This window comes from Streptomyces sp. NPDC047315, assembly GCF_040643215.1.
Taxonomy (GTDB): Bacteria; Actinomycetota; Actinomycetes; order Streptomycetales; family Streptomycetaceae; genus Streptomyces.
In genome coordinates, this window is the sequence record NZ_JBEYTZ010000008.1 from 57,974 (window position 1) to 83,762 (window position 25,789).

Consider the following 25,789-nt stretch of genomic DNA (forward strand, 5'->3'; position numbering starts at 1 on the left):
GCTGTCCGGGCTCCGGAATGATTAATTCGCTCGCATCTCCCCTCGATGTCGGGCGCGAGGGCGGGCGTTCACACAGGACGGGGGTCGTGTGTCGGAAACAGCGCAACGTACGGCGGATCATCGGCCGTACTTCTTCTTGAGTTACGCGCACACGCCGCGGTACGGGGCGGGGGGCCCCGATCCGGACATGTGGGTGGAGCGGCTCTTCCGTGACCTGTGCGGTCACGTGATGGCCATGACGGATCTGCCGGCCGGTGCCCCGGCCGGATTCATGGACCGGGAGATTCGCTCGGGCGAAGGTTGGTCCGAGCGGTTGGGCGAGGTGTTGGCGAACTGCCGCGTCTTCGTCCCGCTGTTCTCCCCCCGGTACTTCGCGAGCGAAATGTGCGGAAAGGAGTGGTACGCCTTCGCCCAACGGGCGATCTACCACCAGGCGAAGAGCAACCGCCCCGCCGAGGCGATCGTCCCGGCGCTCTGGGTGCCGATACCCCCGGAGCAACTGCCGGGACCCGCCGAAAGACTCCAGTTCAACCACCGGGCCTTCGGCGACCGCTACGTCACCGACGGACTGTACGGCCTGATCAAACTCCGCATTTTCGCCGAGGAATACGAAGCTGCCGTCTACGAACTGGCGAAGCGGATCGTCGCCGTCGCGGACACCACGCGCGTCACACCCGGCTCCCCGGTCGACTACCGGCACGCGCCCAGCGCCTTCGGAAAGGCCAGCAGCGGCCCGCGCCCCATGCATCTGATGGTCGCCGCACCCACCCACCACGACCTCCCCGAGGGCCGCGCCCCGGACTACTACGGAAAGCAGTCCCAGGACTGGAACCCGTACCTTCCGGACTCCGCGCGGCCCTTGGCCTACGTCGCCCAGGACCTGGTGCGCTCCCTGGACTACCAGGCCACCCTGTCCTCGTTCGACCACGAGACCCTGCCCGACCCCGGTCACCCGCCCAACCGGCCCGAGATACTGATCATCGACCGCTGGGCGCTCGCCGACGACGCGCGCTGCGCCCGGCTGGCCGAGTTCGACGCCCAGCCACGGCCCTGGATGACGGTCGTGGTCCCGTGGAACCGCGACGACCCCCAGAGCCGGCTCTCCGAGGCGGAGTTGGCCCAGCGGTTGGAGCGCACCATGCCGCACCACTTGAGTCACGGGCGCCCCGCCTGTAGAGCTGCTGCACGGGGGGTGTTCAGCATGGAGGCGTTCGGGCAGATCCTGCCCCAGGTCGTCGAAGCCTCCGCGCAGGAGTACCTCAGGCACGCCGAAGTCTTCCCACCCGCACCACCCCCCGGCGCCGCTCCCCGCGAACGGCCCCGGCTGCGCGGCCCGATGGCCGACCACGGCACCACCCAGTACGTCCCGGACATGATGCGCGGTATCGCCCCCGATGCGGAGGACACGGATGACAACCGGTCGTGACGGACGCATCGTCACCTTCTACTCGTACAAGGGAGGCACGGGCCGCACGATGGCCCTGGCCAACACGGCCTGGATCCTCGCCGCCAACGGCAAGCGGGTCCTGGCGGTCGACTGGGACCTGGAAGCCCCGGGGCTGCACCGGTTCTTCCACCCCTTCCTCGACCCGTCCACGCTCGGCGCCACCACCGGTGTCATCGATCTGATCACCGAGTACGCCTGGGCGGCGATCACCCCCGACACCGCGCGGCGCGACGACTGGCACGTGGACTACGCGCGCATCCAGCCGCACGCGGTCTCCCTCACCCCCGAGATGCTGGGGTGGGAGTTCCCCCAGGGCGGCACCCTGGACTTCGTCTCCGCGGGCAAGCAGAACCGGGAGTACTCCGCGACCGTCTCCACCTTCGACTGGGACAACTTCTACGACCGGCTCGGCGGCGGCCTCTTCTTCGACGCACTGCGCGACGACATGAAGGCCAACTACGACTACGTCCTCATCGACAGCCGCACCGGCCTCAGCGACATCGCCGACATCTGCACCGTCCACCTCCCCGACGTCCTCGTCGACTGCTTCACCCTCAGCGACCAGTCCATCGACGGCGCGGCCTCGGTCGCCCGCCAGATCGACGAGCGCTACGGCGGCCGGAACATCAAGATCTACCCGGTGCCGATGCGGATCGACGAGGGCGAGAAGGAGAAGGCGGACGCCGGCCGCGCGCTGGCCCGGGTCAAGTTCGACCGACTGCCCAACGGACTCACCGGCGAGGAACTCACCGCCTACTGGGGCGCGGTGGAGATCCCCTACCGGCCCTACTACGCCTACGAGGAGACCCTGGCCACCTTCGGCGACGAGGCCGGACTGACCAACTCCCTGCTCTCCGCCTTCGAACGGCTCACCGCCGTGGTCACCGAGCAGGACGTCACCTCCATGCCGACCGTCGGCGACGAGACCCGACTGCGCATCAAGGACGCCTTCACCAGGCGTCGGCCCGCACTCCCCGCCGACCTCCTCCTCAGCTACGTGGCGGAGAACCGGATGTGGGCCGATTGGATCGAGTCGCTGCTCACCCGCGCCGGCTTCCGGGTGGTGCCCCGGGACGTCTCCGTGGAGCGCGAACAGAGCGAGGGCACCGTCATCAACGAGAACGCGGCGCGCACCGTCGTGCTGCTCTCCTCCGCGTACCTCAAGTCCACCCGGGCCGTGGAGGTCTGGTCGCGGACCATCGCCGAGGACCCCGGCGGCAGCCGACAGCACCTGCTGCCCATCCGCGTCGGCGACGTACGGCTCACCGCCCCCTACATCGACCGCAACCCCGTCGACCTCTTCCGGCTCGACGAGGTGCAGGCCGCCAGCGCCCTGCTGCGCGCCCTGGACCGGCCGGTGCAACTGCCCGACAGCTCCGCGCCGGGACCGCGCTTCCCCGGCACCGTGCCGAAGATCTGGAACGCGCCGCCGCGCAACCCCGGCTTCACCGGCCGCGCCATGGCGCTGGAGCGGATGCGCGACCAACTCGGCGGCGGGATGTCCGTGGCCGCCGTGCTGCCGCAGCCGCAGACGATCTACGGACTCGGCGGCGTCGGCAAGACGCAGGTGGCGATCGAGTACGTGCACCGCTTCATGGCCGACTACGACCTGGTCTGGTGGATCTCGGCCGAGCAGACCGACGACGTGGTGGCGAGCCTCGCCGAACTCGCCGTACGCCTCGGGGCCCAGGGCGGCGAGGACATGGCCGCGGCCTCCCGGGAGGCCATCGACCTGCTGCGACGCGGGGTGCCGTCCACCCGCTGGCTGTTGATCTTCGACAATGCGGACGACCCCGAGCAGCTGAAGCGGTTCTTCCCGCCGCAGGGCCCGGGGCACATCCTCGTCACCTCCAGGAACCAGACCTGGTCGCAGTACGGTGACGCCCTGCCGATCGACGTGTTCACCCGCGAAGAGTCGATCGAGCACCTCCAACGCCGGGCCCGCGGCCTGAGCGTCGTCGACGCGGACCAGGTCGCCACCGCCGTCGGTGATCTGCCGCTCGCCGTCGAGCAGGCCGCGGCCTGGATCGCGGAGACCGCCACCCCGGTCTCCGAGTACCTGGAACAGCTCAAGGAGCAGGCCACCAGCGTGCTCGCGCTCAACCAGCCCGCGGGGTACCCCGAGCCGGTGGCCGCGACGTGGAACGTCTCCATCGAGCGGCTGAAGGAGCGCTCGCCCGCGGCGGTGCGCCTGCTCCAGCTGTGCGCCTTCTTCGCCCCCGAGCCGATCTCGGCCAACCTCCTCTACAGCAAGGAGATGATCGACGCCCTCAAGCCGTACGACGCCTCGCTCCAGGAGAAGCTGGTGCTTGGGCGGGTCATCCGGGAGATCGGCCGGTTCGCCCTCGCCAAGGTCGACACGGTCTCCAACAGCATCCAGGTCCACCGGCTGGTCCAGGCGGTGATCCGGGCGCAGCTGACCGACGAGGAGCAGCAGCAGGCGCGGCACGCCGTGCACCAGGTCCTCGCCGGCGCCCGCCCCGACGACGACGAGCCGATCGACAACCCGGCCACCTGGCCGCAGTTCGCCACCATCTGGCCGCACCTGACCACCTCGGAGGCGCGCAACTGCCGGGAGCCGGAGACCCGCCGGCTGCTGATCGACCGGGTGCGCTACCTGTGGAAGCGGGGCGACTGGGCGTCCGCCGCCACGCTCTGCGTCGAAGTGCGCGAGACCTGGCGGGAGATGCTGGGCAACAACGACTACCAGTACCTCTACCTCCGCTTCCACCTCTCCAACATCATGCGCTCGCAGGGGCGTTACGTGGAGGCAAAGGACCTGGACGAGGTCACGCTGGAGCGCCAGCGCAAGGTGCTCGGCCCGACCCATCCGCACACGTACATGACCACCAGCGGACTGGCGATGGACCTGGGCACCCTCGGGCAGTACGCCCGGGCGATGGAGCTGGCGACCGAGGCGCACGAGGGGTTCAGCCAGATCTTCCACGAGTCCCACCCGCGCACCCTGGCCGCCGCGAACAACCTCGCGCTGAACCTGCGGATGGTCGGCCAGTACGCCCGGGCCCGCGAGCTCGACCAGGACGTCTTCGACCGGCGCACCGAGGTGCTCGGCCCCACTCACCCGTACACGCTGTCCTCCGCCACCTCCCTCGCCCGCGACCTGCGCGAGGTCGGTCGGTACGAGGACTCGGTGGCGTTGCTGTCGCGCACGTACGACCTGCTCAAGCAGCAGCTCGGGCGGACCTTCCCGGGGACCCTCGCGGCGGCCAAGAGCCTCGCGGTGTCGCTGCGCCGGGCCGGTCAGCTGGAGGACGCGCGCCGGCTGACCACCGCCACCCGCAACCGGTACCGCACCCAGTACGCCTCCGCGAACCCGGACTCGCTCGCCTGCGACCTCAACCTGGCGGCGGACCTGTTCGCGGCCGGGGAGCCGGTCGCGGCCCGGGACCTGGCGCAGGAGGTGGTGGACCAGTACGTGCTGGTGCCGGGGGAGAAGCACCCGTACACCCTCGCAGGCATGAACAACCTGGCCATCTTCCACTGGGGCTGCGGCGACCCGGAGACGGCCGAGCAGCTGCTGGTGAGCGTGGTCAAGCGGATGAGCGCGGTACTCGGCGACAGCCATCCGCACGCCCTGTTCTCCACGATCAACCTCGCCAACGCGCTCGCCGACCTCGGCAACCTTGAGGAGACGCTGGAGATCGAGCAGCGCACGGTGACCCGGCTGCGCGAGGTGCTGGGGGCCCACCACCCCGAAGTGCTGGGCGTGGCCTCGAACCTGGCGGTCACCCTGTCGATGCTGGGGCGCAAGGACGAGGCGGGGCAGTTGCGCCACGAGACCGTGGAGGAGCTGTCGCGGCAGCTCGGGGACGACCACGCGCTCACCCGCATCGCCCGGGACGAGCGCCGCGTCCACCGCGACCTGGAGCCGTTGGCCGTGTGAGGGGTTGGTGCGCACAGCGGGAGGCGGCGGGGGCGACATCGCCCCCGCCGCCTCGTTGGCACCGGAGCTACAGGTCCTCGATCAGCCAGGTGAGGATGCGCGGCAGCGCGTGCAGCGCCTCGAAGTGCGCGGCGGCCGGTTCGAGGACGGCGGTGGCACCGGGGATGCGTTCGGCGAGCCACCGGGAGTGGCCCACCGGCGAGAAGACGTCCTGCTCGCCGTGCCAGAGCATCACCCGGCCCGTGATGTCCGCCGGGTCGAAGCCCCACGGGCTGTTGAAGGCGAGGGCGTCGTCGATCCAACCCCACGCCGACATCCGCAGCGCTTCCTGGTAGTTGCGGAGCAGCATCGAGCGCACGCCCGCGTCCGCGACGATCATGCGGTCGGAGTCGGGCAGCTCGCGCCGCAGGTCGTTGAGGAGCTTGATGGGATCCTTGCGGATCTCGTCCGAGCGGTGCGTGAACACCTCGGCGAGTCCGGAGGGGTCGTCGAGAGCGGAGGTGTACGCGTCCACGTTCGACGCGGTCATGCCCTCGAACCAGTCCAGTCCGTCCGCGTCCCTGGGCGCGAGCGTGACCAGCGCGGCGGTCCGGTCGACCCGGTCGGGCATCAGCGCGGCGCACGCCAAGGCGTGCGGCGCGCCCCCCGAACGACCGACGACGGAGAACCGCTCCAGACCCATCTCGTCCGCGATGGCGCGGACGTCCTCGGCCACGTCGGCGACGGTGCGCCCCGGCAGCCTGTCCGAGCCTCCATAGCCCGGACGGTCGTAGACGATCATTCTCATGCGGCGCTGATAGAGCACCATCCCCCGGGGAGCCGGCCCGAGCCGGCTGCCCGGGGTGCCGTGGAGCAGGAAGACCGGCTTGCCCCGAGGGTCCCCCAACTGCTCCGTCATCAGATGGCGCCCGTCATTCGCGCGCACCCGACGTCGCACCCCCGCCCCCTTATGTCCTCGACGCCCTCGCGCGGGCTGACGGCCATGAAGTGTGTGCATTCCCCGACCACTTGATGATTACCCATTCCGCGGGCGGAAGCTTGTGCTTTTGGTATCGCGGGGCGGCAGATGCGGCGGACGTCGCATGCAGATTGCGCGACCGTGCGCCGTTACTACGCCCCCCGGGGCGTCCCGCCGTCACCGACGGCCGCCGCGTGCGCCGCGCTACCCCGCTCGTTCGCCCTGCGGTGGAAGAACGCGCACGCCATCGTCACCGCGGCCCCGCCGACGGCCCAGGCGGAGATGACCAGCATCGGCCCGGCCGCGCCGTTGCCGTCGAAGTAGCTGAGGGAGCGGGCCGCGTAGGTGCCCGCGCCCGGTGGCAGCGCGGGGCCGATCGCCTGCCAGAACGGCGGCAGCAGCGGATACGGGTAGGCGCCGCCGGCGCTGGGGTTGCCGAGGACCACGACGACCAGGATCGCCAGCCCGATGCCGACGATGCCGGCGAGGCCCTGGAGCGCGAGGGTGATGGCGCCGACGGCGAACACCAGCAGGGCGCCGAGGCCCCACAGGGCGGGTACGCCGCCCGGCAGTGCGTCCAGGACGGGGCCCGCGATGACCGCGCCGAGGAGCCCGGTGACCGCCGCGTACAGCGCCAGCACCCCCAGTCGGATGAGCCCGCGGGCGGGGTTGGCGGGGCGGGCGCCCGCGCTGATCGCGAGCACGGCCGCGCACAGGTAGCCGCCCACGCACCAGCCGATGACGAGGTAGAAGGAGGTCAGTCCGCGGGCGTCGCCGGGGGCGTTCGGGACCAGGTCGACCACGTCGAGGCTGCGGCCCTGCGCCCGCTCGGCCCGGGTGACCACCGCGGTCAGCGCTTCGGAGAGGGAGGCGCCGGACGCGCTGGCCACCAGCAGCCGGTCGGCGGCGCCGGCGGTCAGCACCAGGGCGCCGTCGACGTCCCGGTTGCGCACCTGTGCGGCGGCGGTCGCCTCGTCGGCCACCGCCCGGGGCGCGAGCGGGTCGCCGGGCAGCGCCCCGAGCCGGCGCACGGCCTGCTCCGCGGCGGACGCCGTCGGCGCGGTGACCGCGATCGGCACGTCCTTGGGCTTCGGATCGTGGAAGGCACCGATGTACGAGGTGATGAAGCCCAACTGCAACGCCAGCACCCCGATGATCAACAGCGCGGCCCGCACCCGTACCGCGTCCCTGACCTCTTCGAAGAAGCCGGGGCGGGGCGGCGGGGCGGGCCTGTCCGCTGCGGGGTGCGGGTCGTCGGAAGTCGGCGTCATGGCCCCACGTTCGACGTCCCGGCGCCCGAGCGCAGTCGGGCGGGGCCGAATGGCGGACGCGGCCGACGCTTGGGGGCAGGGCGGCCCGTGCGGATCGCGCCGGGCCGTGTGCGCCGCGGTGCCGCGTCGCTTCACGTTGTGGAGGGTGGCGCCCTCCTGGGGGTGGGGACGTGGCCGCCGTTTCCCTGCGGGAGCACTGGTCTCTGCGGCCCGTCGGTGGCTCGTCGCGCAGTTCCCCGCGCCCCTGATTCGCTCCCCCACCGTGGGTGGGGTCCCCCGTGCCCACAGGGCACCGGGGGAGGAACTGCTCGACAGCCCCCGCCGGGCCGCAGAAGCCATCACCGGACCCGTGCTCCGGCGCTACCGCGCCCGCCGAGGGACGCCTGGAAGCGCGTTCGTCGCGGCGCCCGCGCTCATCCGCGTCCTGACGTGCGCTCAGTTTTTACCGACGCGTAACTTCCCTCCGTCGGTTACCCGCGCGTAGCTTGTCGTGGGCACGGCAAGTGCTGGAGCTGCATCACGGTCCGCCCGGTCCCCGCCGGGGGCCGCCCCACCTTGAGCTGCGAGGAGGCCGCTCGATGCTGCCTTGGAAACGTCTCGTACGACCCGTCGCCGCGCTTCTTCTGGCCGCCGCCATGGGCTTCGCCCCGGCGGCCACCGCCACCGCCGCCCCGGACGCCGGGAGCGGTGCGCAGGCCCGCAGCAGCGGCTGGAACGACTGGTCGTGCCGGCCGTCCGCCGACCGTCCGCGGCCCGTCGTCCTGGTCCACGGGACCTTCGGGAACTCGGTCGACAACTGGCTGGGGCTCGCGCCCTACCTGGTCAACCGGGGGTACTGCGTCTACTCGCTCGACTACGGGCAACTGCCCGGCGTGCCGTTCTTCCACGGGCTCGGCCCGGTCGAGGAGTCCGCTCGGCAACTGGACCGCTTCGTCGACCGGGTGCGGGCCGCGTCCGGCGCGGCGAAGGTCGACCTCGTGGGGCACTCGCAGGGCGGCATGATGCCCCGCCACTACCTGAAGTTCCTCGGTGGCGCCGCCGAGGTCAACGCGCTCGTCGGGCTCGCCCCCAGCAACCACGGCACCACCCTGCTGGGGCTGACCAAGCTGCTGCCCTTCTTCCCCGGCGTCGAGGACCTGCTGAAGGCCACCACCCCCGCCCTCGCCGACCAGATCGTCGGCTCGCCCTTCCTGACCCGGCTCAACGCCGGCGGCGACACCGTCCCCGGGGTGCGCTACACCGTCATAGCCACCCGCTACGACCAGGTGGTGACCCCCTACCGGTCGCAGTTCCTGACCGGGCCGAACGTGAAGAACGTGGTGCTCCAGGACCTGTGTCCGCTCGACCTCGCCGAGCACGTGGCGATCGGGACCGTCGACCGGATCGCGTTCCACGAGGTCACGAACGCCCTCGATCCGGCCCGCGCCACCACGACGAACTGCGCGTCCGTCATCGGCTGAGGTCTTCAGTCGACGACGGACACGCGGTCCCTCGTGCGGGTGGAGAGGGAGGCGCGCCTCCCCAGGGCGCCTCCCTCGGTCGTCAGCGGTCAGCGACCGCCGGCCACCGCCCGACGACGGTTCGTGGCGAACAGCGCGCCCGCGCCCACGGCGAGCACGACCGCACCGCCGGCGGCGATGTACGGGGTGTTCCCGTCGCCGCCGGTCTCCGCCAGCGTCGCCGAGTCGCCGCCCTGGGCCTTCGGGGCCTGGGTGGCGGCCACCTGGGTGGTGCCGTGACCCTGGGCCTCGTGCCCGGCCGCGTACTCGCCGTTCTGCTTCGCCTCGGCCGGCGTGTCCCCGCCGTGACCGCCGTGGTCCACGGAGGACTTGCCCGCGCTCTGCTCGATCTGCTGGTCGGTGGGCGCCTTGGCCGCCGGGGCGCCGCCCGTGCCGCCGCCGAACGCCACGTCCGAGCAGGTGTAGAACGCCTCGGGGGAGTCCGAGCGCTGGAGGATCGAGAAGACCAGGTGGCGGCCGGACTTCTTCGGCACCTCGCCCTTGAACACGTACGAGCCGTCCACCAGCGGCGGGTTGTTGAGCGAGACGAAGGGCTGGGCCTCCAGGTCCGACCACTTCAGCGGCTTGGTCGGGTCGTACCCGTCCTTGGTGATGTACAGCGACAGGTTGCCCACGTGCGGCGCGGTCGCCCGCCACTTGAACGTCTTCTGGCCCGCGGCCATCGCGGTGGTCGGCCAGTCGGTCCGCGGCAGGTCCAGGCCCTTGTACTTGTCCCGGCCGGCGCTGCACAGCTTGCCGTCGGGGATCTGCTGCTTGTGCTGCCCGGCGACGGCGGGCAGGTTGACCTCGTTCCAGTCGTACAGCGGCTGGGTGCCGCCGGCGGCGACCAGCGCCTTACAGGCGGCGGAGTCGGGGCTCTCCGGCCCCTCCGCGTGACATGCGGCGATCCTGCTGACCGGGTCCGCCATGGAACCGTGGGAGGCGGCCGGGGTGGCCGTGATCCCGGCCAGCGCGAGCGGCGCCAGACCGAGGAAGGCGGCCGTGGTGACCTTGCGGCGAGCGGTCATGGTGACGTACTCCTCAGGAACACTGGGGGGAGGTGGAACTTTGGGGGGAGCCGGAACCGGCCCGGACGTCCGCGCAGCCCGTGTTCACCTCATGCGCGTTGGTCCGGGCCAAGTCCCGACGCCAGAAAGCTAACCCCTCCACCCCCCGAAATCCCGTGCCGGAAGGGGAAGATGATGATCCTTATCCTTGCTTTAAGGAGGCGCTAAGCACGGGCTCAGGAAGGCGGTGCGCCGCCCCGACCGGCCCGGTGCGCGCGGCCCGCATTGCGGCTGATGGCCGGAAATCGACTGACATCGCATGAAGTGCGGTCACAACGTGCATGATCGGGGGACAGGCGACACCGGACACCCACGTCGAGCGAAGGAGACAGCCCATGGCGCACCTGGCCCAGGTCCTGACCCGTGAAGAGCGCGATGAGTTCCTGGCCCAACCCCACATCGGCGCCCTGTCGGTGGACTCCGGCGACGACGACCGGGCGCCGGTCACCGTCCCGGTCTGGTACCGCTACGAGCCCGGCGGCGACCTGTGGGTGATGACGGCGGCCGACTCGCGCAAGGCCCGGCTCATCGCCGCGGCGGGGCGGTTCTCCCTGATGGTCGACCGGGTCGTGCCCACTGTGCGTTACGTGTCCGTGGAGGGCCCGGTCGTCGCCACCAGCGACGCGACCCCCGAGGAACTCGAAGAAATCACCCGCCACTACCTCGTCGACCCCGTGAAGGTCGAGGAGTACCTGGCCTTCGCCCGGCGCGAGCACGGGCCCCAACTCGTCGTCCGCATGCGCCCGCAGCGCTGGCTCAGCGCCGAACTCGGCGAGGAGTGACCACCGCCCGCGCGAAGGCCGCCGGCCGGTCGGGCGGACGCTTCACCGCCCCCCGGCCAGCCGGTACCGGCGCTCCGGCCGACCCGTACCCCCGTAACGCAGGGTGACCTCCACCCGCCCGGTCTCCACGAAGTACTCCAGATAGCGCCGGGCGCTCACCCGCGACAACGAGCCGGCCTCGGCGCACTCCGACGCCGACAGATCGCCCCCGCGCTCCCGCAGGATCCGCTCCACCAGCTCCGCCGTGTGCGGCGCCAGCCCCTTCGGCATGCCCCGGGCCCCCGGCGGACGGGTGCCGAAGATCTGGTCCACGTCCTCCTGCCGGGCCTCGCCGAGCCGGTCGAAGCGGGAGCGCAGCGATGCCACGTGGCGCAGCTGCTCCTGGAGCGCCGTCTGGTTGAAGGGCTTGATCAGATAGTGCAGCGCGCCGGCCCGCAGCGCCGCGCGCACCACCTCCGCGTCCCGGGCGGCCGTGATGAACAGCGCGTCCACGGTCGCCCGCCCCGGATCGCGCTCCTCGGCGGCCCGCAGCTCCCGCAGCACCGTGAGCCCGTCCATGTCGGGCAGGTAGACGTCGAGCAGCACCACGTCGGGCCGCAGCCGCTCCGCGGCGCGCAGCGCCTCGGCGCCGCTGTGCGCCACTGCGACGACCTGGAAGCCCGCCGTCACCGACACATAGCGGCTGTGCAGCTTGGCGACCATGAAGTCGTCGTCCACCACCAGCACTTTCATCACGCGCACACGCTATGGCGCGACCACAATGACCACAACGTCCGTTGATTCCGGAAGAGAGACACTTTCTTAACGCGACGGCAACATGTGGGCCACTTCACACCTATCCCTACCGAGAGGCGGCTCACGTGCGATTGCGCACTCCCCTCGCCCTGCTCGGGGCAGCGTTGCTGGTGCTGGTGGGGCCGCCCCTGCTCAACACGGGCGACGGCTCCGACACCGGCGGCAAGATCCCCGGGCTGAGGTTCATGGTCCCCAACACCCCGGGCGGGGGCTACGACATCACCGCGCGCACCGCGGCCAAGAACGCCGAGGACGCGGACCTCACGCACGACATCGAGGTCTTCAACCTGCCGGGCGCCGGTGGCACCGTGGGCCTGGCCCGTCTCGTCAGCGAGCACGGCAACGGCAAGCTCGCGATGTCGATGGGCCTCGGCGTCGTCGGCGCCGTGCACGCCAACAAGGCTCCGAAGACCCTCGCCGACACCACCCCGATCGCCCGGCTCACCGAAGAGCAGGACATCGTCGTCGTCTCGAAGGACTCCCCGTACAAGACCATCCAGGAGCTGGTGGAAGCCTGGAAGAAGAACCCCGGCAAGCTGTCGGTGGGCGGCGGGTCGTCGCCCGGCGGGCCCGACCACCTCGCGCCCATGCTGATGGCGAAGGCCGCCGGCATCTCCCCGAAGTCGGTCAACTACGTTCCGTACGACGGCGGCGGCGAGCTGCTCGCCTCCATCCTCGGCAACAAGGTCGGCTTCGGCGTCTCCGGCGTCAGCGAGTACCTCGACCAGATCAAGTCGGGCGAGCTGCGGCTGCTGGCCGTAACCGGCCCCAAGCGGGTCCCCGGCCTCGACGCCCCCACCCTGCGCGAAGCGGGGATCGACACGGAGTTCACCAACTGGCGCGGCATCGTCGCACCGCCCGGGCTCTCCGAGACCGAGCGGGAGAAGCTGGTCAACCTGATCGAGAAGCTCCACGCCTCCGACGAGTGGAAGAAGTCGCTGGAGAAGAACGGCTGGACCGATGCCTTCCTCGCCGGCGAGGACTTCGGCGAATTCCTCGACGAGCAGAACGAGCGGGTGGAAACGGTACTGAAGGAGTTGGGACTGTGAGCTCTCACGAAACCCCCACCACGCAGTCGACGGAGACCTCCCCCGGAACGGCCCCCAAGGGCTTCCGCTCCTGGCTGCGCGACCACTCCGAACTCGGCGTCAGCGTCCTGCTGTTCGCCATCGGAGTGCTCGTCCTCGGCGACGCCCTCACCATGGACGTCGAGATCGCCCAGCGCGGACCCGTCGGCCCCAAGACCGTGCCGATCGTGGTCGGCATCGGCCTGCTGGTCATCGCCGTGCTGCTGGCCGTCGACGTGATGCGCGGCGGGCGCGGCGAGGCGGAGGGCGGCGAGGACATCGACCTGAGCGAGCCCAGCGACTGGCAGACCGTCCTGCTGCTGGCCGGCGTCTTCCTCGCCTTCGCCGTCCTCATCGGCCCGATCGGGTTCCCCGTCGCCGGCGCCCTGCTGTTCTGGGGTGCGGCCTTCGCGCTCGGCAGCCGGCACTTCCACCGCGATCCGCTGATCGCGGCGGTGCTCTCCCTCATCACGTACTACGTCTTCAACGACCTGCTCGGCGTTCCCCTGCCGGGCGGCCCGCTCATGGGGGTGCTGTAGCACGATGGATTCGCTCAACTCACTCGTCGACGGCTTCGGCACAGCGCTGACGCCGATCAACCTCCTGTGGGCAGTGATCGGGGTGCTGCTGGGCACCGCCATCGGCGTGCTGCCCGGCATCGGCCCCGCGATGGCGGTGGCGCTGCTGCTGCCCGTGACGTACGGCCTGGAGCCCACCGGCGCGTTCATCATGTTCGCCGGCATCTACTACGGCGCCATGTTCGGCGGCTCCACCACCTCGATCCTGCTGAACACACCGGGGGAGAGCGCGGCGGTGGTCGCCGCGATAGAAGGCAATCCCATGGCCAAGTCGGGGCGCGGCGCGCAAGCGCTCGCCGCCGCCGCGATAGGCCACTTCGCCGGCGGCATGATCGGCACGCTGCTGCTGGTCGCGCTCGCGCCCACGGTCGCCGACCTCGCGGTGGACATCGGCGCCCCCGACTACTTCGCGATCATGGTGCTGGCCTTCATCGCCGTCACCTCCGTCCTCGGCTCCTCCCGGATCCGCGGCCTCGCGTCCCTGCTCATCGGCCTCACCATCGGCCTCGTCGGCCTCGACCAGATGACCGGTCAGCAGCGCCTGACCTTCGGCTCGCTGCACCTCGCGGACGGCGTCGACGTCGTCATCGTCGCCGTCGGCCTCTTCGCCATCGGCGAGGCCCTGTGGGTCGCCGCCCACCTGCGCCGCGGCGGCGCCCCGCCGATCCCCGTCGGGCGTCCCTGGCTCGGCAAGGAGGACGTGAAGCGCACCTGGAAGCCCTGGCTGCGCGGCCCCTTCATCGGCTTCCCGTTCGGTGCCATCCCGGCCGGCGGTGCGGAGATCCCCACCTTCCTGTCGTACGTCACCGAGAAGCGGCTCTCCAAGAACAAGAAGGAGTTCGGCAAGGGCGCCATCGAGGGCGTCGCGGGTCCGGAGTCGGCGGCGTCCGCCTCCGCGGCCGGCACCCTGGTCTCCATGCTGACCCTCGGCCTGCCCACGACGGCCGTCGCCGCCGTGATGCTCGCCGCGTTCCAGCAGTACGGCATCCAGCCCGGACCGCTGCTCTTCGAGCGGGAGCCCGACCTGGTGTGGGGTCTGATCGCCTCGCTCTTCGTCGGCATGGTGCTGCTGCTGGCGCTGAACCTGCCGCTGGCCCCGGTCTGGGCGAAGCTGCTGCGCATCCCGCGCCCCTACCTGTACGCGGGGATCCTCTTCTTCGCCGGGGTCGGTGCGTACGCGGTCGGCGGCGAGGCCCTCGACCTGGTCATCCTGCTGATCATCGGTCTGATCGGCTTCGGGATGCGGCGGTACGGGCTGCCGGTGCTGCCCGCCGTCATCGGAGTGATCCTCGGCCCGGGCGCGGAGCAGCAGTTGCGCCGTGCCCTCCAGATCAGCGACGGCAACGTCAGCGGCCTGTTCAACACGGCCTTCTCGGTCACGGTCTACGTGGTGATCCTGATCCTGCTGGCCTGGCCGCTGATCAAGAAGGTGCTGGTGCGCCGCCGTAACATGTCCGCATGACGATGGATTTGAGATGAACATGAGCACCCGCCTCGCCGTTGTCGACGATGTGCCGCAGGTGAAGAAGGTCACCGACGCGGCGTACCACCACTACATCGATCGCATCGGGGTCGTGCCCGCGCCCATGAAGGCGGACCACGCCGCCGACGTGGCGGCGGGGCGGGTGTTCGTCACGGGGGAGCCCGTGCAGGGCGTGATCGTGCTGATACCCCAGGGCGACCACCTCTTCCTGGAGTCGGTCGCGGTCCACCCCGACGCCCGCGGCACCGGGCTCGGCCGCACCCTGCTGGACCTCGCCGAGAGCCGGGCCCGAGAGCTCGGGTTCACCGAGATCCGGCTCTACACCAACGCCTTGATGTGGGAGAACCAGAACCTGTACGCCCGCTACGGCTACGAGGTCATGGAGCGCCGGGTGGACGGCGCGTACGACCGCATCCACTACCGCAAGGCGCTGTAGCCGGGGTCCGGGCGGACCCGCCCGCCCCGCCGGGCCCCGTTCACTTTCGCCAGCTCGGCGGCGAGCGCGCCCCCGCGGGCCAGGGCCTCCACCTCGTCCAGCGCGCGGACCGCGCGCTCCGCGGCCGACGGGTCCCGCTGAGCCAGACCGCTCGCCGCGAACTCGTCCTCGTCCAGCCGCAGCACCGCGCGACCGTCCGCCGACACCCACAGGTCGAGGTCCAGGTCCTCCACGGTCAGCTCGCCGCCCGCCACCCGGGCCGGCCGGGTGACGTCGCAGTACCAGCCCTTGAGCGTGGCGTCCGCGGTCCGCACCTCCTTGACGGCGTACCACCGGGTGCGCCAGTAGTGCTCGGTGAACACGTCCCCCGGCTCGAACCGGACGAAGCCGAAGTCCCGGACGCCCGCGCCGGCCCACGGAGCCCGGACCACCAGGTGGTCGCCGTCGTCCCGGACCAGCTCCGCCGGGTAAGAGATCTTGGTCCTGCCCGCCTTGGTCAGACGCACCTCTATGTTCATGTGCCGTCCGCCTTCCTTTCCGGCTCCGCCGGCGCGCCCGCGGGGCGCGCGTGATGGACAATCGGTCCGTGACCTTGAAGATCGAAATTGACGCCGCATCGGGCGTCGCCCCCTTCGAACAACTCCGCGCCCAGATCGCGGAGCTGGCCCGCTCCGGCGAGTTGCCGGTCGGATACCGGCTGCCCACGGTGCGGGGATTCGCCCAGGAGCTGGGACTCGCCGCCAACACCGTCGCCAAGGCGTACCGCGCGCTGGAGGCGGACGGGGTGGTGGAGACCCGGGGCCGCAACGGCACCTTCGTCGCCCCTGCGGGTGACGCGGCAGCGCGCGAGTTGGCGCACGCCGCAGCGGCCTTCGCCGAGCGAGCCCAGCGCCTCGGAGCCAGCGCGTCCGCCGCCCGCAGCGCCGTCCAGGACGCGCTGCGGGCCGCGTACGACTCCACCCCCTGAGACCCGTCCCGGAGGGTCTGGAGAGCTAGAGGTACAGGCCGGGCGCAGAGCGCCGGGAGTTCGGCACCCCCGGCGGGGTCGTGCCGCGGCGCAGGGCGTACAGCTCCGCCAGCGTGGAGCCGTCGGCGCCCACGCCCTGGTCGGTGCCGAGCCAGGCGACGGACTCCGCACGCGTCAGCTGACCGACCTCGATCCGGGCGAGGGCCCGCCCCGGCCGCACCACCGCGGGGTGCAGCCGCTCCAGGTCCTCGTTGGTCGTCACCCCCACCAGCACGTTCCGGCCCTGGCCCAGCAGCCCGTCCGTGAGGTTCAGCAGCCGCGACAGCGCCTGGCCCGTGGCGTCCTTGGCCTCCCCGCGGATCAACTCGTCGCAGTCCTCCAGGAGCAGCAGCCGCCAGCGCTCCTTCTTCTCCGCCCCGCCCTCGCCCGCGTCGCCGTCATCGCCGTCGTCGTCCCCGTCCTCGTCGCCGATGGCGAGGTGCATCAGATAGCCGACGTCGTTGAACAGCCGCTCCGGGTCCAGGACGCAGTCCACCTGGCACCAGTCGCGCCACGCCCGCGCCAGCGTGCGCAGGGCGGACGTCTTGCCGGTGCCGGGCGGGCCGTGCAACAGCAGCAGCCGGCCGGCGACGTCGTCCGGGGTGAGCTTCATCAGCCCGTCCATCGCGTCCACCACGGGCGCGGTGTAGTTGCTCCGCACGTCCTGCCAGGAGGCCGCCGAGATCTGCCGGGTGGTACGGCGCGGGCCGCGTCCCGGCACGTGGTACCAGAACCCCATCTTGACCTGCTCCGGTACGTCCTCGGGCTCGTCGTTCGCGTCCTCGACCGCCAGCTTCAGCATCCGCTCGGCCAACTCCGCGGAGGTCGCCGTCACGGTGACGTCCGCGCCCGCGTTCCAGCGGGACACCAGCACGGTGAAGCCCTCGCCCTCGGCGAGCAGCGCGCTGCGGTCGTCGCCGCGCGCCGCCCGCACCACGGTGGCGCCCGGCGGCAACAGACTCACGTCGCGCTTCGCGCGGTCGATGGTGGTCGTGTGGGAGTAGGGCTGGTCACCGGTGGCGAAGCGACCGAGGAAGAGCGCGTCGATGACGTCCGACGGGGAGTCGTTGTCGTCGAGGCCCAGCCGGATCGGCAGGACGTCGTGGAGCCGTGGGGCAGACATGCCGCCCATGATGTGACACGAGCACCGCCCCGTGCGCGCACTTTTTCGAACGGCGGGTCGACCGGCGCGCCGCGCACCCCCTCAGCCCACCGCCTCGCGCAGCAGCGTCAGCCCGCGACGGGTGCGGCGGACCGCCGCGTACCCCTTGGTGAGGGCGCGGTCCTTGGCGAAGGTGCGGGCGATCGCCCGGCCCTCGACGACCCGGACGAACTCCTCGATCCCGGTGCTGCGGCGCACGGTCAGCCGCCGCAGCGCGTACGGCCCCTGCTCCGGACGGGCGAGGGAGTTGCCCACCGCGAACGACTGGGCGAAGCCCGCCGCGCGGACCGCGGTGCGCACCCGGCGGCTGGAGTAGCCGTAGGGGTACGCGAAGGAGCGCGGCGCCGTCCCCAACTCGTCCGCCACCAGATCGCGGCAGCGGACGGTCTCGTACCACAGCTCCTCGTCGTCGAGCTGGTCGAGCTGGGGGTGGCTGTGGGTGTGGCCGCCGACCTCCGTGCCGGCCGCGGCCAACTCCCGCACCTGGTCCCAGTCGAGCATGGTGTCCAGGGCGCCGCCCTCGTCGTGCGCGCCGCGCAGCCAGCCCGTGGAGACGAAGAGGGTGGCGGCGAAGCCGTGCTCGGCGAGCACGGGCAGGGCGTGCCGGTGGACGCCCTCGTAACCGTCGTCGAAGGTGACGAGGACGGGGCGGGTCGGCAGCCGTCGGCTGCCGCCGGAGCGCCAGACCTGCCCGAGCTCGGCCGTGGTGAGCGGGGTGAAGCCGCGTTCGTGCAGCACCTGCATCTGCTCGGCGAAGGCGCCGGGGGAGACGGAGAGCGCATGGGTCTGCCGCGCCGGGGCGTGGGCGACCGCGTGGTACATGAGGACGGGTACGGGCTCGGTCATGTCGTGCCGTTCGCAGAGGTGTTCTCGTCGGTCGGCGCCGCGGGCGCCGCCGCCGGTTCGGCGGGGGCGGTGCGTTCGACGGGGCCCGAGGAGAACGTCACGCCGCCCCGGCGGGCCCGTACGGTGCCGACCGCGTAGCCGCCGGCCGCCGCCGCGACGCCCGCGACGATCGCACCGGCCCTCCCGGCGCCGCCCGGGCGGCGCCGGGCCGCGTCCCGCAGCCCGCGCAGCACGCCCGCCGGCAGCACCCGGGTGGTGTAGCGCCGCTCGGACTCCAGCCCCTTGCCCGCGCCGACGCTCTTGGCCACCAGCGCCTTCGACAGGCCCTCGGCGTACGTCCGGGTGCGGAAGTAGGCGAACTGCTCGCGCACGGTGGGCACCTTGTGGTGGATCACCGCCCGGTCGTCGATCAGGAGCACCGCCTTCGGCAGCGCCTTCGACAGCCGGATGCACAACTCCGTCTCCTCGCACCCGAGCGGGCGCTTGTCGCCGTCGCGCCCGATGCCGGTGGCGAACCCGCCGGCGGCGTCGAACGCGGTGCGTCGGAAGGAGGCGTTGCCGCCGAGCACGTTGCGGACCCGGACCCGGCCCGGGGGCAGCCCCCGGTACGTGCAGCCGACGACCCAGTCGAACTCCTCGGGGAACCAGACGGGTCGGCGGCCCGACGCCCAGGCGGCGTCCGTCCGGCCGCCGACGGCCATGACCGCGGGGTCGTCGTACCCGAGGGAGAAGTAGTGCAGCCAGTCGCGCTCCGCCACCGCGTCGTCGTCGAGGAAGGCGACGAACTCGCCGCGGGCGGCGGCGATGCCGGTGTTGCGGCCGGCGGACAGGCCGCGGGGGCCCGCGTTGGCCAGCACCCGCACTTCACCCGGGCCGCTCGCGGCGTCCTTGGCGTACTCCCGCTCCAGCCGGTCGAGCAGCACCGGGTTGTGGTCGACGACCAGCAGGACTTCCAGGGCCGGCAGCGACTGGGCCCGTACCGAGTCGACGGCGGCGAGCACGTCCTCCCAGCGGTCCTCGGTGTAGGCGCACACCACCACGGAGAAGCGGCGCCCGGCCGCGGGGGAGGGGGCGGGTGCCGGGGCGGTGCCGGTCAAGACGTCTCTCCCCGTGCGACCTTGACGCCGAGGGTGCCCGCGCCGCGTCGGCGGGCGGCGCGGGTCACCCCCCTCTCCTTGAGGATGACCTTGAGGACCCTGATGCCGTCGCGCACCGCGCTGAGGTTGCTGACGCCGTGGATGCGGACGTACTCGTGGCTCGGCACCTCCTGGACCCGCAGCCCGGCCTTGACCACCCGGATGTTCATCAGGGTCTCTATCTCGAAGCCGGTGCAGTCCAGGGTGATCTCGTCCAGGCAGTGCTTCCAGAAGGCGTTGTAGCCGTAGCACAGATCGGTGTACCGGGCGCCGAACTTGGCGTTCACGACGGTGCACAGGGCCCAGTTGCCCAGCTTCCGGATGAAGGTCATGTCGTCGGTGCCGCCGCCGTTGGCGAACCGGGAGCCCTTGGCGAAGTCCGCGCCGGACACCAGCGCGGAGACGTACGAGACGATCTCGCCGCCGTCGGCGGAGCCGTCCGCGTCCACCATCACGATGATGTCGCCGGTGCAGGCCGCGAAGCCGCTGATCAGCGCGTCGCCCTTGCCCTTGCCTGCCTGCTGCACGACCTTGACGTCGGGCCACAGCCGACGGGCGACCTCCACGGTGTCGTCGGTGGAGTTGCCGTCGACGAGGACGACCTCGTGGATCCAGTCGGGCAGGGTCTTGAAGACGTGCGGAAGGTTCTGGGCCTCGTTCATCGCGGGGATCACCACGCTCACCGGCGGTGCGATCGCCAGGTGGGACGAGATCGGCCGGTAGCGCCCCGCGGTGGGGGAGGGCGACGGCTGCGGCCGTCTCTCTCCGCCGTCCGCGCCGTCGCGTTCGACGCCAGCCGTGGCGGGATCGTGCTCCGGAGCGGCCGGGCGCAGGACTGAACTCATGGATCTTCTTTCCCTCTCCACCGGTGGACCGCCCGCCCCCGGGCGATCCGGATGAGTGTCCGGTTTGAAGGGGGTTTCCTTCTCCCCCGGCCGTGCCGGAGCAGCGCTCCGAGCAGGTGGGCGAGTTACAGAACCGGCCGTGCGGAGGTCCGTCGACAGATGCGACGCCCAAGCACGGCACCCCCCTAGGTCGTGTCTTCAAAGTCCCGTCTGCCGGCCCAAGGGGCGGACGACGCTACTTTTGAAGACACTCCCTCCCGCGTCACCCGCTCCAGCCCATCGCGAGGCGTGTGCCCTCCCCTAGAGCCGCTTGGCGATGGTTCGATGCGGGTGGATGTATCACGGTATTGATGTTGGCGACTGTATGACAAGCCCACGAACGCGACCCCGGTTTTTGCATTATTGATACCGATTTGGTGGTCATGCGTTCGATCGTGGGGTAGAGGTGCGCCCGCCCCGACGTCCCCACGTCACCCAAAGGAACATCAGTGCGGTAACCGCCACGATAGCGGTCACCCCGATACCTACCACGGGTACCTCCAGCCATGACAGCACCGCTGCGAACAGGAGATTGACGACCAGTGAACCGCTGGCGGCGGCGCTCGCCCGCACCCACGGCTCCAGTCGGTGCAGCGCCGCGTAGAGGCCGACCGCGGGGCCCAGGAAGAGGAAGAGGAGCACGAAGGGGGCGCGCAGCGGTGAATTCGACCCGGTCAGCGCCAGGGTGACGCCGGTTCCGGCCATGGCGCACGCCGCCCCGGCGAGGAGCGGGGGCAGGTCGCCGGCGAGCCGCCATGCGGGCGCGCGCCGCCGTGCCGACGCGCCGGCGTGACCCATCTCTTTTGTCATGGACACTTCCTATCAGGGGCGTTGCCTGCTACGACAGTTGACGCAGCGATCCTGCTAAAGGAGCTTCCATGAAAACGTCCCCCCTCGCGGCGTTCGCGTCCGCACTCCTCCTCGGCGCCGTCCTCGCTCTCACCGGAGCGTCCCCGGCGCAGGCCGCCCAAGGGGCCGCGGCCATCGACTACGTGGCCCTCGGCGACTCGTACTCGTCCGGCGTCGGCGCCGGCAACTACGACGCGGCCAGCGGCGATTGCAAGCGCAGCAACCGAGCCTTCCCCAAGCTCTGGGCTGCCGCGAACTCACCCTCCTCGTTCGCGTTCACCGCTTGCTCCGGCGCTCGTACGAGTGACGTCACGGCCGGCCAACTCGGCCCGCTCGGCCCCGGCACCGACCTCGTCTCGCTCTCCGTCGGCGGCAACGACGCCGGCTTCGCCGACGTGATGACCACCTGCGTCCTCAACTCCGAAGCCACCTGCATCAACCGTGTCAACGAGGCCAGGGCGTACGTCGACGGCACCCTCCCCGGCCGGTTGGACGGCGTGTACTCGGCGATCCGCGCGAAGGCGCCGGCCGCCCGCGTCGTCGTCCTCGGCTACCCCCGCTTCTACAAGCTCGGCGGCAGCTGCCTCGCCGGGCTGAGCGAGAACGAGCGCTCCGCCATCAACGCCGCGGCCGACCACCTCAACGGCGCCGTCGCCAAGCGCGCCGCCGACCACGGCTACGCCTACGCCGACGTCGTCCCCGCCTTCACCGGCCACGAGATCTGCTCCGGCGCGTCCTGGCTGCACAGCGTGAACTGGCTCAACATCGGCGAGTCGTACCACCCCACCGCCGCCGGGCAGTCCGGCGGCTACCTGCCGTCCTTCGCTGCTAAGGCGTAGCCGCCGAAGAGGTGCCGGCCGACGGTGACGGGCTCGCGCACGTCACCGTGAAGGGCACCCACGCGGAGCGCACCCCGACCGGCTCGCGGACCTCCACCCGGATCCGGTCGCGGTGCGCTTCTTCCGTCCCCTCCGCCCACGTCGACGTCGGCAACGCGTACTCCACCGTCCGCTCCGCGCTGCCGCCGGTGTCGTACGACAGCGTGCGCCAGCGCTCGTCCGAGCCCTCGCCGCCCTCGGTCACCCAGCGGTACTCGACCTCGGCCGGGGTGCGCCCCACGGTGATAGTCGCGCGGAAGGCGGGGGTCCGCGCATCCGGCGGCGGGCAGTCGCCCGAGTAGCTGTCGCGCACGACGGTCACCCGCACGCTCACCGTCTGCGGTGCCACCGTCGGGTCCGACGCGTCGTCGCCGTCGTCGGTGGCGCCGCCGCCGGGAGCGGTGTCCTTCGACGGGGTGGAGGAGGCCGACGCCACGGGCGTCCCCCCGCCCGCGGGAGCGCCGCCGCCGCTCGTGTCGTCGTTCCCGCGGTCCGCCAACAGGGCCCAGGCGAGCCCGCCGACCGCCAGCAACAGCACCGCCAGGCCGACCGCGAGGACGGTTGTCGCCCGCCGCGGTGCGTCCGGCCGTACGACGTCGGTGGTGGCGGGCGGTGTGCCGTTCAGCGGCCCCGCATGCGGCAACGGGGCGGCCGGCACGGTCGGGCCGTGCGGCCCCCAGGGGCCCGGGTCGGCCAGGGGCTCGGTCGGCGCGGTCGCCGCAGGCGACGGGGACGGGGTGGAGGTCGCCGTGGGGGTGCGTCCCGTGCCGCCCGCGCCCACCACCCGCAGCACCCGCTCGGCCTCCCGCGCCGACCACCGCTGCGCCGGGTCCTTGTGCAGCAGCCCGGCGATCACGGGCGCCAGGTCGCCCGCCCGCCGGGGTGGCGGCAACTCCTCGTCCACCACCGCCCGCAGCGTGTTCAGCGGGGTGTCCTGGCGGAACGGGGTCACGCCCTCCACCGCCGCGTACAGCAGCACCCCCAGCGACCACAGGTCCGACTCGGGGCCAGGCGTGCGCCCCACCGCGCGCTCGGGGGCCAGGAATTCCGGCGAGCCGATCAGCTCGCCCGTCATGGTCAGGCCCTGCGTGCCCTCGACGGTGGCGATCCCGAAGTCCGAGAGCACGACCCGGCCGTCCAGTGCGAGCAGGACGTTGCCCGGCTTCACGTCGCGGTGCAGCACGCCCGCCGCGTGGGCCGCGGTGAGCGCCGCCAGCACCTCCGCCCCGACCTGTGCGGCGCGCCGGGGCGTGAAGGGGCCGTCCGCCTCCAGGGCGTCGGCGAGCGACATCCCCCGCACCAGCTCCATCACGATCCAGGGGCGGTCGTCGTCGGTGGCGACGTCGTACACCGTCACCACGTTGCGGTGCGAGATCCGGCCGGCGGCCCGGGCCTCGCGCTCCAGACGGGCGTAGAGGCGGCGCACGTCGTCCCGGGTCAGGCCGACCGGGGCCCGCACCTCCTTGACGGCGACGTCCCTGCCCAGGACCTCGTCCCGGGCGCGCCACACCACGCCCATCCCGCCCTCGCCCAGCCGGGCGAGCAGTCGGTACCGTCCGGCGACCAGTTGGTTCTCGGGCACATGAGCCCCCATTCGCAACAGCACGGCGGCGCGTGGAATGCGGAATCCCGGCGGAAACCACTCCACGCTAGCTCAACTCCGGCTTTCTGCCTCCCCTTTGGGCGCAGTTCCGGTTCGACGGGCGCGGCGCGCACGACCGGCGCGGGTGTGAGTGCGCTCACATCCATCGGGGTAGGAATCCCCCTCGGGGTGCACAAGCGCCCCTGTGGCCTCCGGCGGCTCCTCCGTCCCGGTCCGACAGCGGGCAGGCGGGGGCGCGCACCGGGCGGTCGCTCTCGGTCCGAAGTGTCCAACTCGCCCTGGAATCTCATGCATTGAGCGGCCGGTGATCGCCCTCCGTCAACCCACGTACGGGTGCCGTAACGGCCTTGGCCGGGATACACGTGTGTCACCGGGGGACGATAGGGTTAACCTGCCCGGGCCGGGTGCGTTGTTACGGGTGGGGCCAGAAGGCGGGGAGTGACGGTGGGGAACGAAGGTGGGGAGTAACGTGGAACAGATAACAGTACGGAGCAGGCCGCGCGTGCCTGCCATCACCTGCGGGAGCAAAGCGACCAGTTCGCGACTCGACCGACACCTCTCGGTGCTCGGCGGCCCCGCCGTCCCGCAGCGCGAGACGGTCGAGGCGACCTCGCTGATGCTGGAGCTGACCGCGCGCGACGTGACGCACGACCGTCACCGGAGCAAGAGGGGACGCGTCTCGCTCTTCGCGCCGCTGCGCCGACTGCGCCGCACGCTCTTCGGCAACCACCGCTGAGCCGGGCGGCCGTCGGGTCGTACGCGCAATCCGTCCCCGCACACAGCTCGACGCACACAGCTCGACACGTGTCACCGCCTGCGGCGGCCCCGCGCCCGGGCGATCACACCGGTCCGCTCTCCCCGTCCCCGGACACCGCCTGACGGCCACGGCCGTCAGGCGACCACTCCGTCCCGACGCAGCCCGGCCCGCTCGTCGTCGGACACCCCCAGGGACTCCAACACGGCCTCCGTGTGCTCACCCAGCGCCGGCACCGCACCCATCCGCGCCGGCGGGCCGCCCGGCAGCGTGATCGGCGGCAACAGCGCCCGCAGCGGCCCCACCGGCGAGCCGACCTCCCGCCAGCGGCCTCGCGCGTCGAGCTGCGGATGCGCCGCGACGTCCGCCACCGAGTTCAGCCGGGCGCAGGCGAGGCCCGCCTCCTCCAGGGCCGCCACCGCCCCGTCGACCGACAGCTGCCCCAGCGCCTTGGCCACCGCCTCGTCCGTCGCCGCACGGTTCGCCGTCCGGGCCGTGTTCGTCGCGAACCGCGGGTCGTCGGCCAGTTCCGGCCGCCCCAGCACCCGCTCGGCCAGCCGGCGCCACTCCCGGTCGTTCTGCACCGCGAGCAGCACCCGACCGCCGTCGGCGGTGGCGTACGCGTCGTAGGGCGCGATCACGGCGTGCGCCACACCGGTCCGCGCGGGCGGCTCGCCGCCGTGCATCCCGTGGTGCAGCGGATGCCCCATCCACTCCGCCAGCGCTTCCAGCATGGAGACCTCCACCGGGCCGCCGCGCCCGGTGACGCCGCGGCGCACCAGGGCCGCGAGCACCCCGGAGAAGGCGTACATCGCGGCGGCGATGTCGGCCGCCGGCACGCCCGCCTTCACCGGCTGCTCGGCCGTCCCCGTCACCGACACCAGCCCGGCCTCGCACTGCACGAGCATGTCGTACGCCTTCTTGTGCGCGTACGGGCCGCCCGCGCCGTAGCCGGAGATGTCCACCGCCACCAGCCGCGGGTGCGCGGCGCACAGCGCAGCCGCGTCCAGGCCGAGGCGGGCCGCGGCGCCCTGCGCCAGGTTCTGCACGAAGACGTCCGCGTCCGCGACGAGCCGACGCACCAGCTCCAGGCCGCGCGGGTCCTTCAGGTCGACCGCGATGGACTCCTTGCCGCGGTTGCACCACACGAAGTGGGAGGCGAGCCCGCCGGCCGCGGTGTCGAAACCACGGGCGAAGTCACCGCCGTCGGGGCGCTCGACCTTGATCACCCGGGCGCCGAGGTCGGCGAGTTGGCGGGTGGCGAAGGGCGCCGACACCGCCTGTTCGACGGCGACGACCGTGACCCCGTCGAGCGGGAGGGGCTGTGCGGGGGAGTGCGATGGCGTCTGCATGGACGTGTGCCTACCCCCTGGTGCCGGTGGTT

Annotated in this window: 23 protein-coding genes; 11 read left to right on the top strand and 12 right to left on the bottom strand. The window is 72.0% G+C overall.

The window, feature by feature from the left end:
- Positions 1 to 88: 88 nt before the first annotated feature.
- A complete protein-coding gene (locus tag ABZ842_RS11070; RefSeq protein WP_361535327.1) occupies positions 89 to 1,426 on the top strand; it encodes a TIR-like protein FxsC in 1,338 nt (445 codons plus the stop codon).
- Positions 1,410 to 5,351, top strand: a complete 3,942-nt coding sequence (gene fxsT, locus ABZ842_RS11075; RefSeq protein ID WP_361535330.1) for an FxSxx-COOH system tetratricopeptide repeat protein — start codon at positions 1,410 to 1,412, stop codon at positions 5,349 to 5,351. Before ABZ842_RS11070 ends, fxsT begins: the two co-directional genes overlap by 17 nt.
- Before the next feature lie 67 nt (positions 5,352 to 5,418).
- Here the strand turns inward: fxsT and ABZ842_RS11080 are convergent, their stop codons facing one another.
- Entirely contained in the window at positions 5,419 to 6,288 is an 870-nt protein-coding gene (locus ABZ842_RS11080; RefSeq protein ID WP_361535333.1) for an alpha/beta hydrolase, read from the bottom strand.
- 173 nt (positions 6,289 to 6,461) lie between these two features.
- The gene (locus tag ABZ842_RS11085; protein ID WP_361535336.1) at positions 6,462 to 7,580 is read right to left on the bottom strand and encodes a DUF3533 domain-containing protein; all 1,119 of its coding nucleotides are present in this window, start codon (positions 7,578 to 7,580) and stop codon (positions 6,462 to 6,464) included.
- A gap of 578 nt (positions 7,581 to 8,158) precedes the next feature.
- On the opposite strand from ABZ842_RS11085, the gene ABZ842_RS11090 reads away from it, so the two are divergent.
- Positions 8,159 to 9,040, top strand: coding sequence for an alpha/beta fold hydrolase (locus ABZ842_RS11090; protein ID WP_361535339.1), 882 nt, complete (start codon positions 8,159 to 8,161; stop codon positions 9,038 to 9,040).
- Positions 9,041 to 9,129: 89 nt separating this feature from the next.
- Here the strand turns inward: ABZ842_RS11090 and ABZ842_RS11095 are convergent, their stop codons facing one another.
- Entirely contained in the window at positions 9,130 to 10,107 is a 978-nt protein-coding gene (locus ABZ842_RS11095) for a lytic polysaccharide monooxygenase (RefSeq protein WP_361535342.1), read from the bottom strand.
- A 374-nt stretch (positions 10,108 to 10,481) separates the two neighbouring features.
- Here ABZ842_RS11095 and ABZ842_RS11100 point away from each other — a divergent pair, with 374 nt between their 5' ends.
- Entirely contained in the window at positions 10,482 to 10,928 is a 447-nt protein-coding gene (locus ABZ842_RS11100; protein WP_361535345.1) for a pyridoxamine 5'-phosphate oxidase family protein, read from the top strand.
- A gap of 42 nt (positions 10,929 to 10,970) precedes the next feature.
- Here ABZ842_RS11100 and ABZ842_RS11105 read toward each other — a convergent pair whose 3' ends face one another.
- A complete protein-coding gene (locus ABZ842_RS11105; RefSeq protein WP_361535918.1) occupies positions 10,971 to 11,660 on the bottom strand; it encodes a response regulator in 690 nt (229 codons plus the stop codon).
- 128 nt (positions 11,661 to 11,788) lie between these two features.
- Between ABZ842_RS11105 and ABZ842_RS11110 the strand changes: the two genes are divergently transcribed.
- The 4 genes from ABZ842_RS11110 to ABZ842_RS11125 are packed head-to-tail and all read left to right on the top strand — an operon-like array spanning position 11,789 to position 15,287.
- On the top strand, positions 11,789 to 12,772 hold the full coding sequence (locus tag ABZ842_RS11110) for a tripartite tricarboxylate transporter substrate binding protein (protein WP_361535348.1): 984 nt from the start codon (positions 11,789 to 11,791) through the stop codon (positions 12,770 to 12,772).
- The gene (locus tag ABZ842_RS11115; protein WP_361535351.1) at positions 12,769 to 13,329 is read left to right on the top strand and encodes a tripartite tricarboxylate transporter TctB family protein; all 561 of its coding nucleotides are present in this window, start codon (positions 12,769 to 12,771) and stop codon (positions 13,327 to 13,329) included. The genes ABZ842_RS11110 and ABZ842_RS11115 overlap by 4 nt, the downstream gene beginning before the upstream one ends.
- A 4-nt stretch (positions 13,330 to 13,333) precedes the next feature.
- Positions 13,334 to 14,830: a tripartite tricarboxylate transporter permease gene (locus tag ABZ842_RS11120; protein WP_361535354.1), complete on the top strand. Its 1,497-nt coding sequence runs from the start codon at positions 13,334 to 13,336 to the stop codon at positions 14,828 to 14,830.
- Between the two features lie 19 nt (positions 14,831 to 14,849).
- Positions 14,850 to 15,287 (top strand): GNAT family N-acetyltransferase, encoded by a 438-nt coding sequence (locus ABZ842_RS11125; RefSeq protein WP_361535920.1) that lies wholly within the window; start codon positions 14,850 to 14,852, stop codon positions 15,285 to 15,287.
- Here the strand turns inward: ABZ842_RS11125 and ABZ842_RS11130 are convergent.
- Positions 15,269 to 15,805 (bottom strand): DUF402 domain-containing protein, encoded by a 537-nt coding sequence (locus ABZ842_RS11130; RefSeq protein WP_361535357.1) that lies wholly within the window; start codon positions 15,803 to 15,805, stop codon positions 15,269 to 15,271. The two genes, ABZ842_RS11125 and ABZ842_RS11130, sit on opposite strands and share 19 nt — an antisense overlap.
- A gap of 68 nt (positions 15,806 to 15,873) precedes the next feature.
- On the opposite strand from ABZ842_RS11130, the gene ABZ842_RS11135 reads away from it, so the two are divergent.
- Complete coding sequence (locus tag ABZ842_RS11135; RefSeq protein WP_361535360.1) at positions 15,874 to 16,254, top strand: GntR family transcriptional regulator; 381 nt, start codon at positions 15,874 to 15,876, stop codon at positions 16,252 to 16,254.
- A 25-nt stretch (positions 16,255 to 16,279) separates the two neighbouring features.
- Here the strand turns inward: ABZ842_RS11135 and ABZ842_RS11140 are convergent, their stop codons facing one another.
- The 5 genes from ABZ842_RS11140 to ABZ842_RS11160 form a co-directional block, all read right to left on the bottom strand.
- On the bottom strand, positions 16,280 to 17,416 hold the full coding sequence (locus ABZ842_RS11140; protein ID WP_361535364.1) for a DUF5925 domain-containing protein: 1,137 nt from the start codon (positions 17,414 to 17,416) through the stop codon (positions 16,280 to 16,282).
- Between the two features lie 81 nt (positions 17,417 to 17,497).
- On the bottom strand, positions 17,498 to 18,301 hold the full coding sequence (locus ABZ842_RS11145; RefSeq protein ID WP_361535367.1) for a polysaccharide deacetylase family protein: 804 nt from the start codon (positions 18,299 to 18,301) through the stop codon (positions 17,498 to 17,500).
- Entirely contained in the window at positions 18,298 to 19,398 is a 1,101-nt protein-coding gene (locus tag ABZ842_RS11150; protein WP_361535370.1) for a glycosyltransferase family 2 protein, read from the bottom strand. The genes ABZ842_RS11145 and ABZ842_RS11150 overlap by 4 nt, the downstream gene beginning before the upstream one ends.
- Positions 19,395 to 20,282, bottom strand: coding sequence for a glycosyltransferase family 2 protein (locus ABZ842_RS11155; RefSeq protein WP_361535373.1), 888 nt, complete (start codon positions 20,280 to 20,282; stop codon positions 19,395 to 19,397). The genes ABZ842_RS11150 and ABZ842_RS11155 overlap by 4 nt, the downstream gene beginning before the upstream one ends.
- Before the next feature lie 420 nt (positions 20,283 to 20,702).
- Positions 20,703 to 21,131, bottom strand: coding sequence for a hypothetical protein (locus ABZ842_RS11160; protein WP_361535376.1), 429 nt, complete (start codon positions 21,129 to 21,131; stop codon positions 20,703 to 20,705).
- Positions 21,132 to 21,199: 68 nt separating this feature from the next.
- Between ABZ842_RS11160 and ABZ842_RS11165 the strand changes: the two genes are divergently transcribed.
- Entirely contained in the window at positions 21,200 to 22,009 is an 810-nt protein-coding gene (locus ABZ842_RS11165) for an SGNH/GDSL hydrolase family protein (protein WP_361535379.1), read from the top strand.
- Here the strand turns inward: ABZ842_RS11165 and ABZ842_RS11170 are convergent.
- Positions 21,999 to 23,642, bottom strand: a complete 1,644-nt coding sequence (locus ABZ842_RS11170) for a protein kinase (protein WP_361535382.1) — start codon at positions 23,640 to 23,642, stop codon at positions 21,999 to 22,001. The two genes, ABZ842_RS11165 and ABZ842_RS11170, sit on opposite strands and share 11 nt — an antisense overlap.
- A gap of 478 nt (positions 23,643 to 24,120) precedes the next feature.
- Between ABZ842_RS11170 and ABZ842_RS11175 the strand changes: the two genes are divergently transcribed.
- Positions 24,121 to 24,387 carry a hypothetical protein gene (locus tag ABZ842_RS11175; protein ID WP_361535386.1) on the top strand — a complete coding sequence of 89 codons (267 nt, stop codon included), beginning with the start codon at positions 24,121 to 24,123 and terminating at the stop codon, positions 24,385 to 24,387.
- A gap of 155 nt (positions 24,388 to 24,542) precedes the next feature.
- Here ABZ842_RS11175 and ABZ842_RS11180 read toward each other — a convergent pair whose 3' ends face one another.
- Positions 24,543 to 25,757 carry a CaiB/BaiF CoA-transferase family protein gene (locus ABZ842_RS11180; RefSeq protein WP_361535389.1) on the bottom strand — a complete coding sequence of 405 codons (1,215 nt, stop codon included), beginning with the start codon at positions 25,755 to 25,757 and terminating at the stop codon, positions 24,543 to 24,545.
- Positions 25,758 to 25,789: the final 32 nt, after the last annotated feature.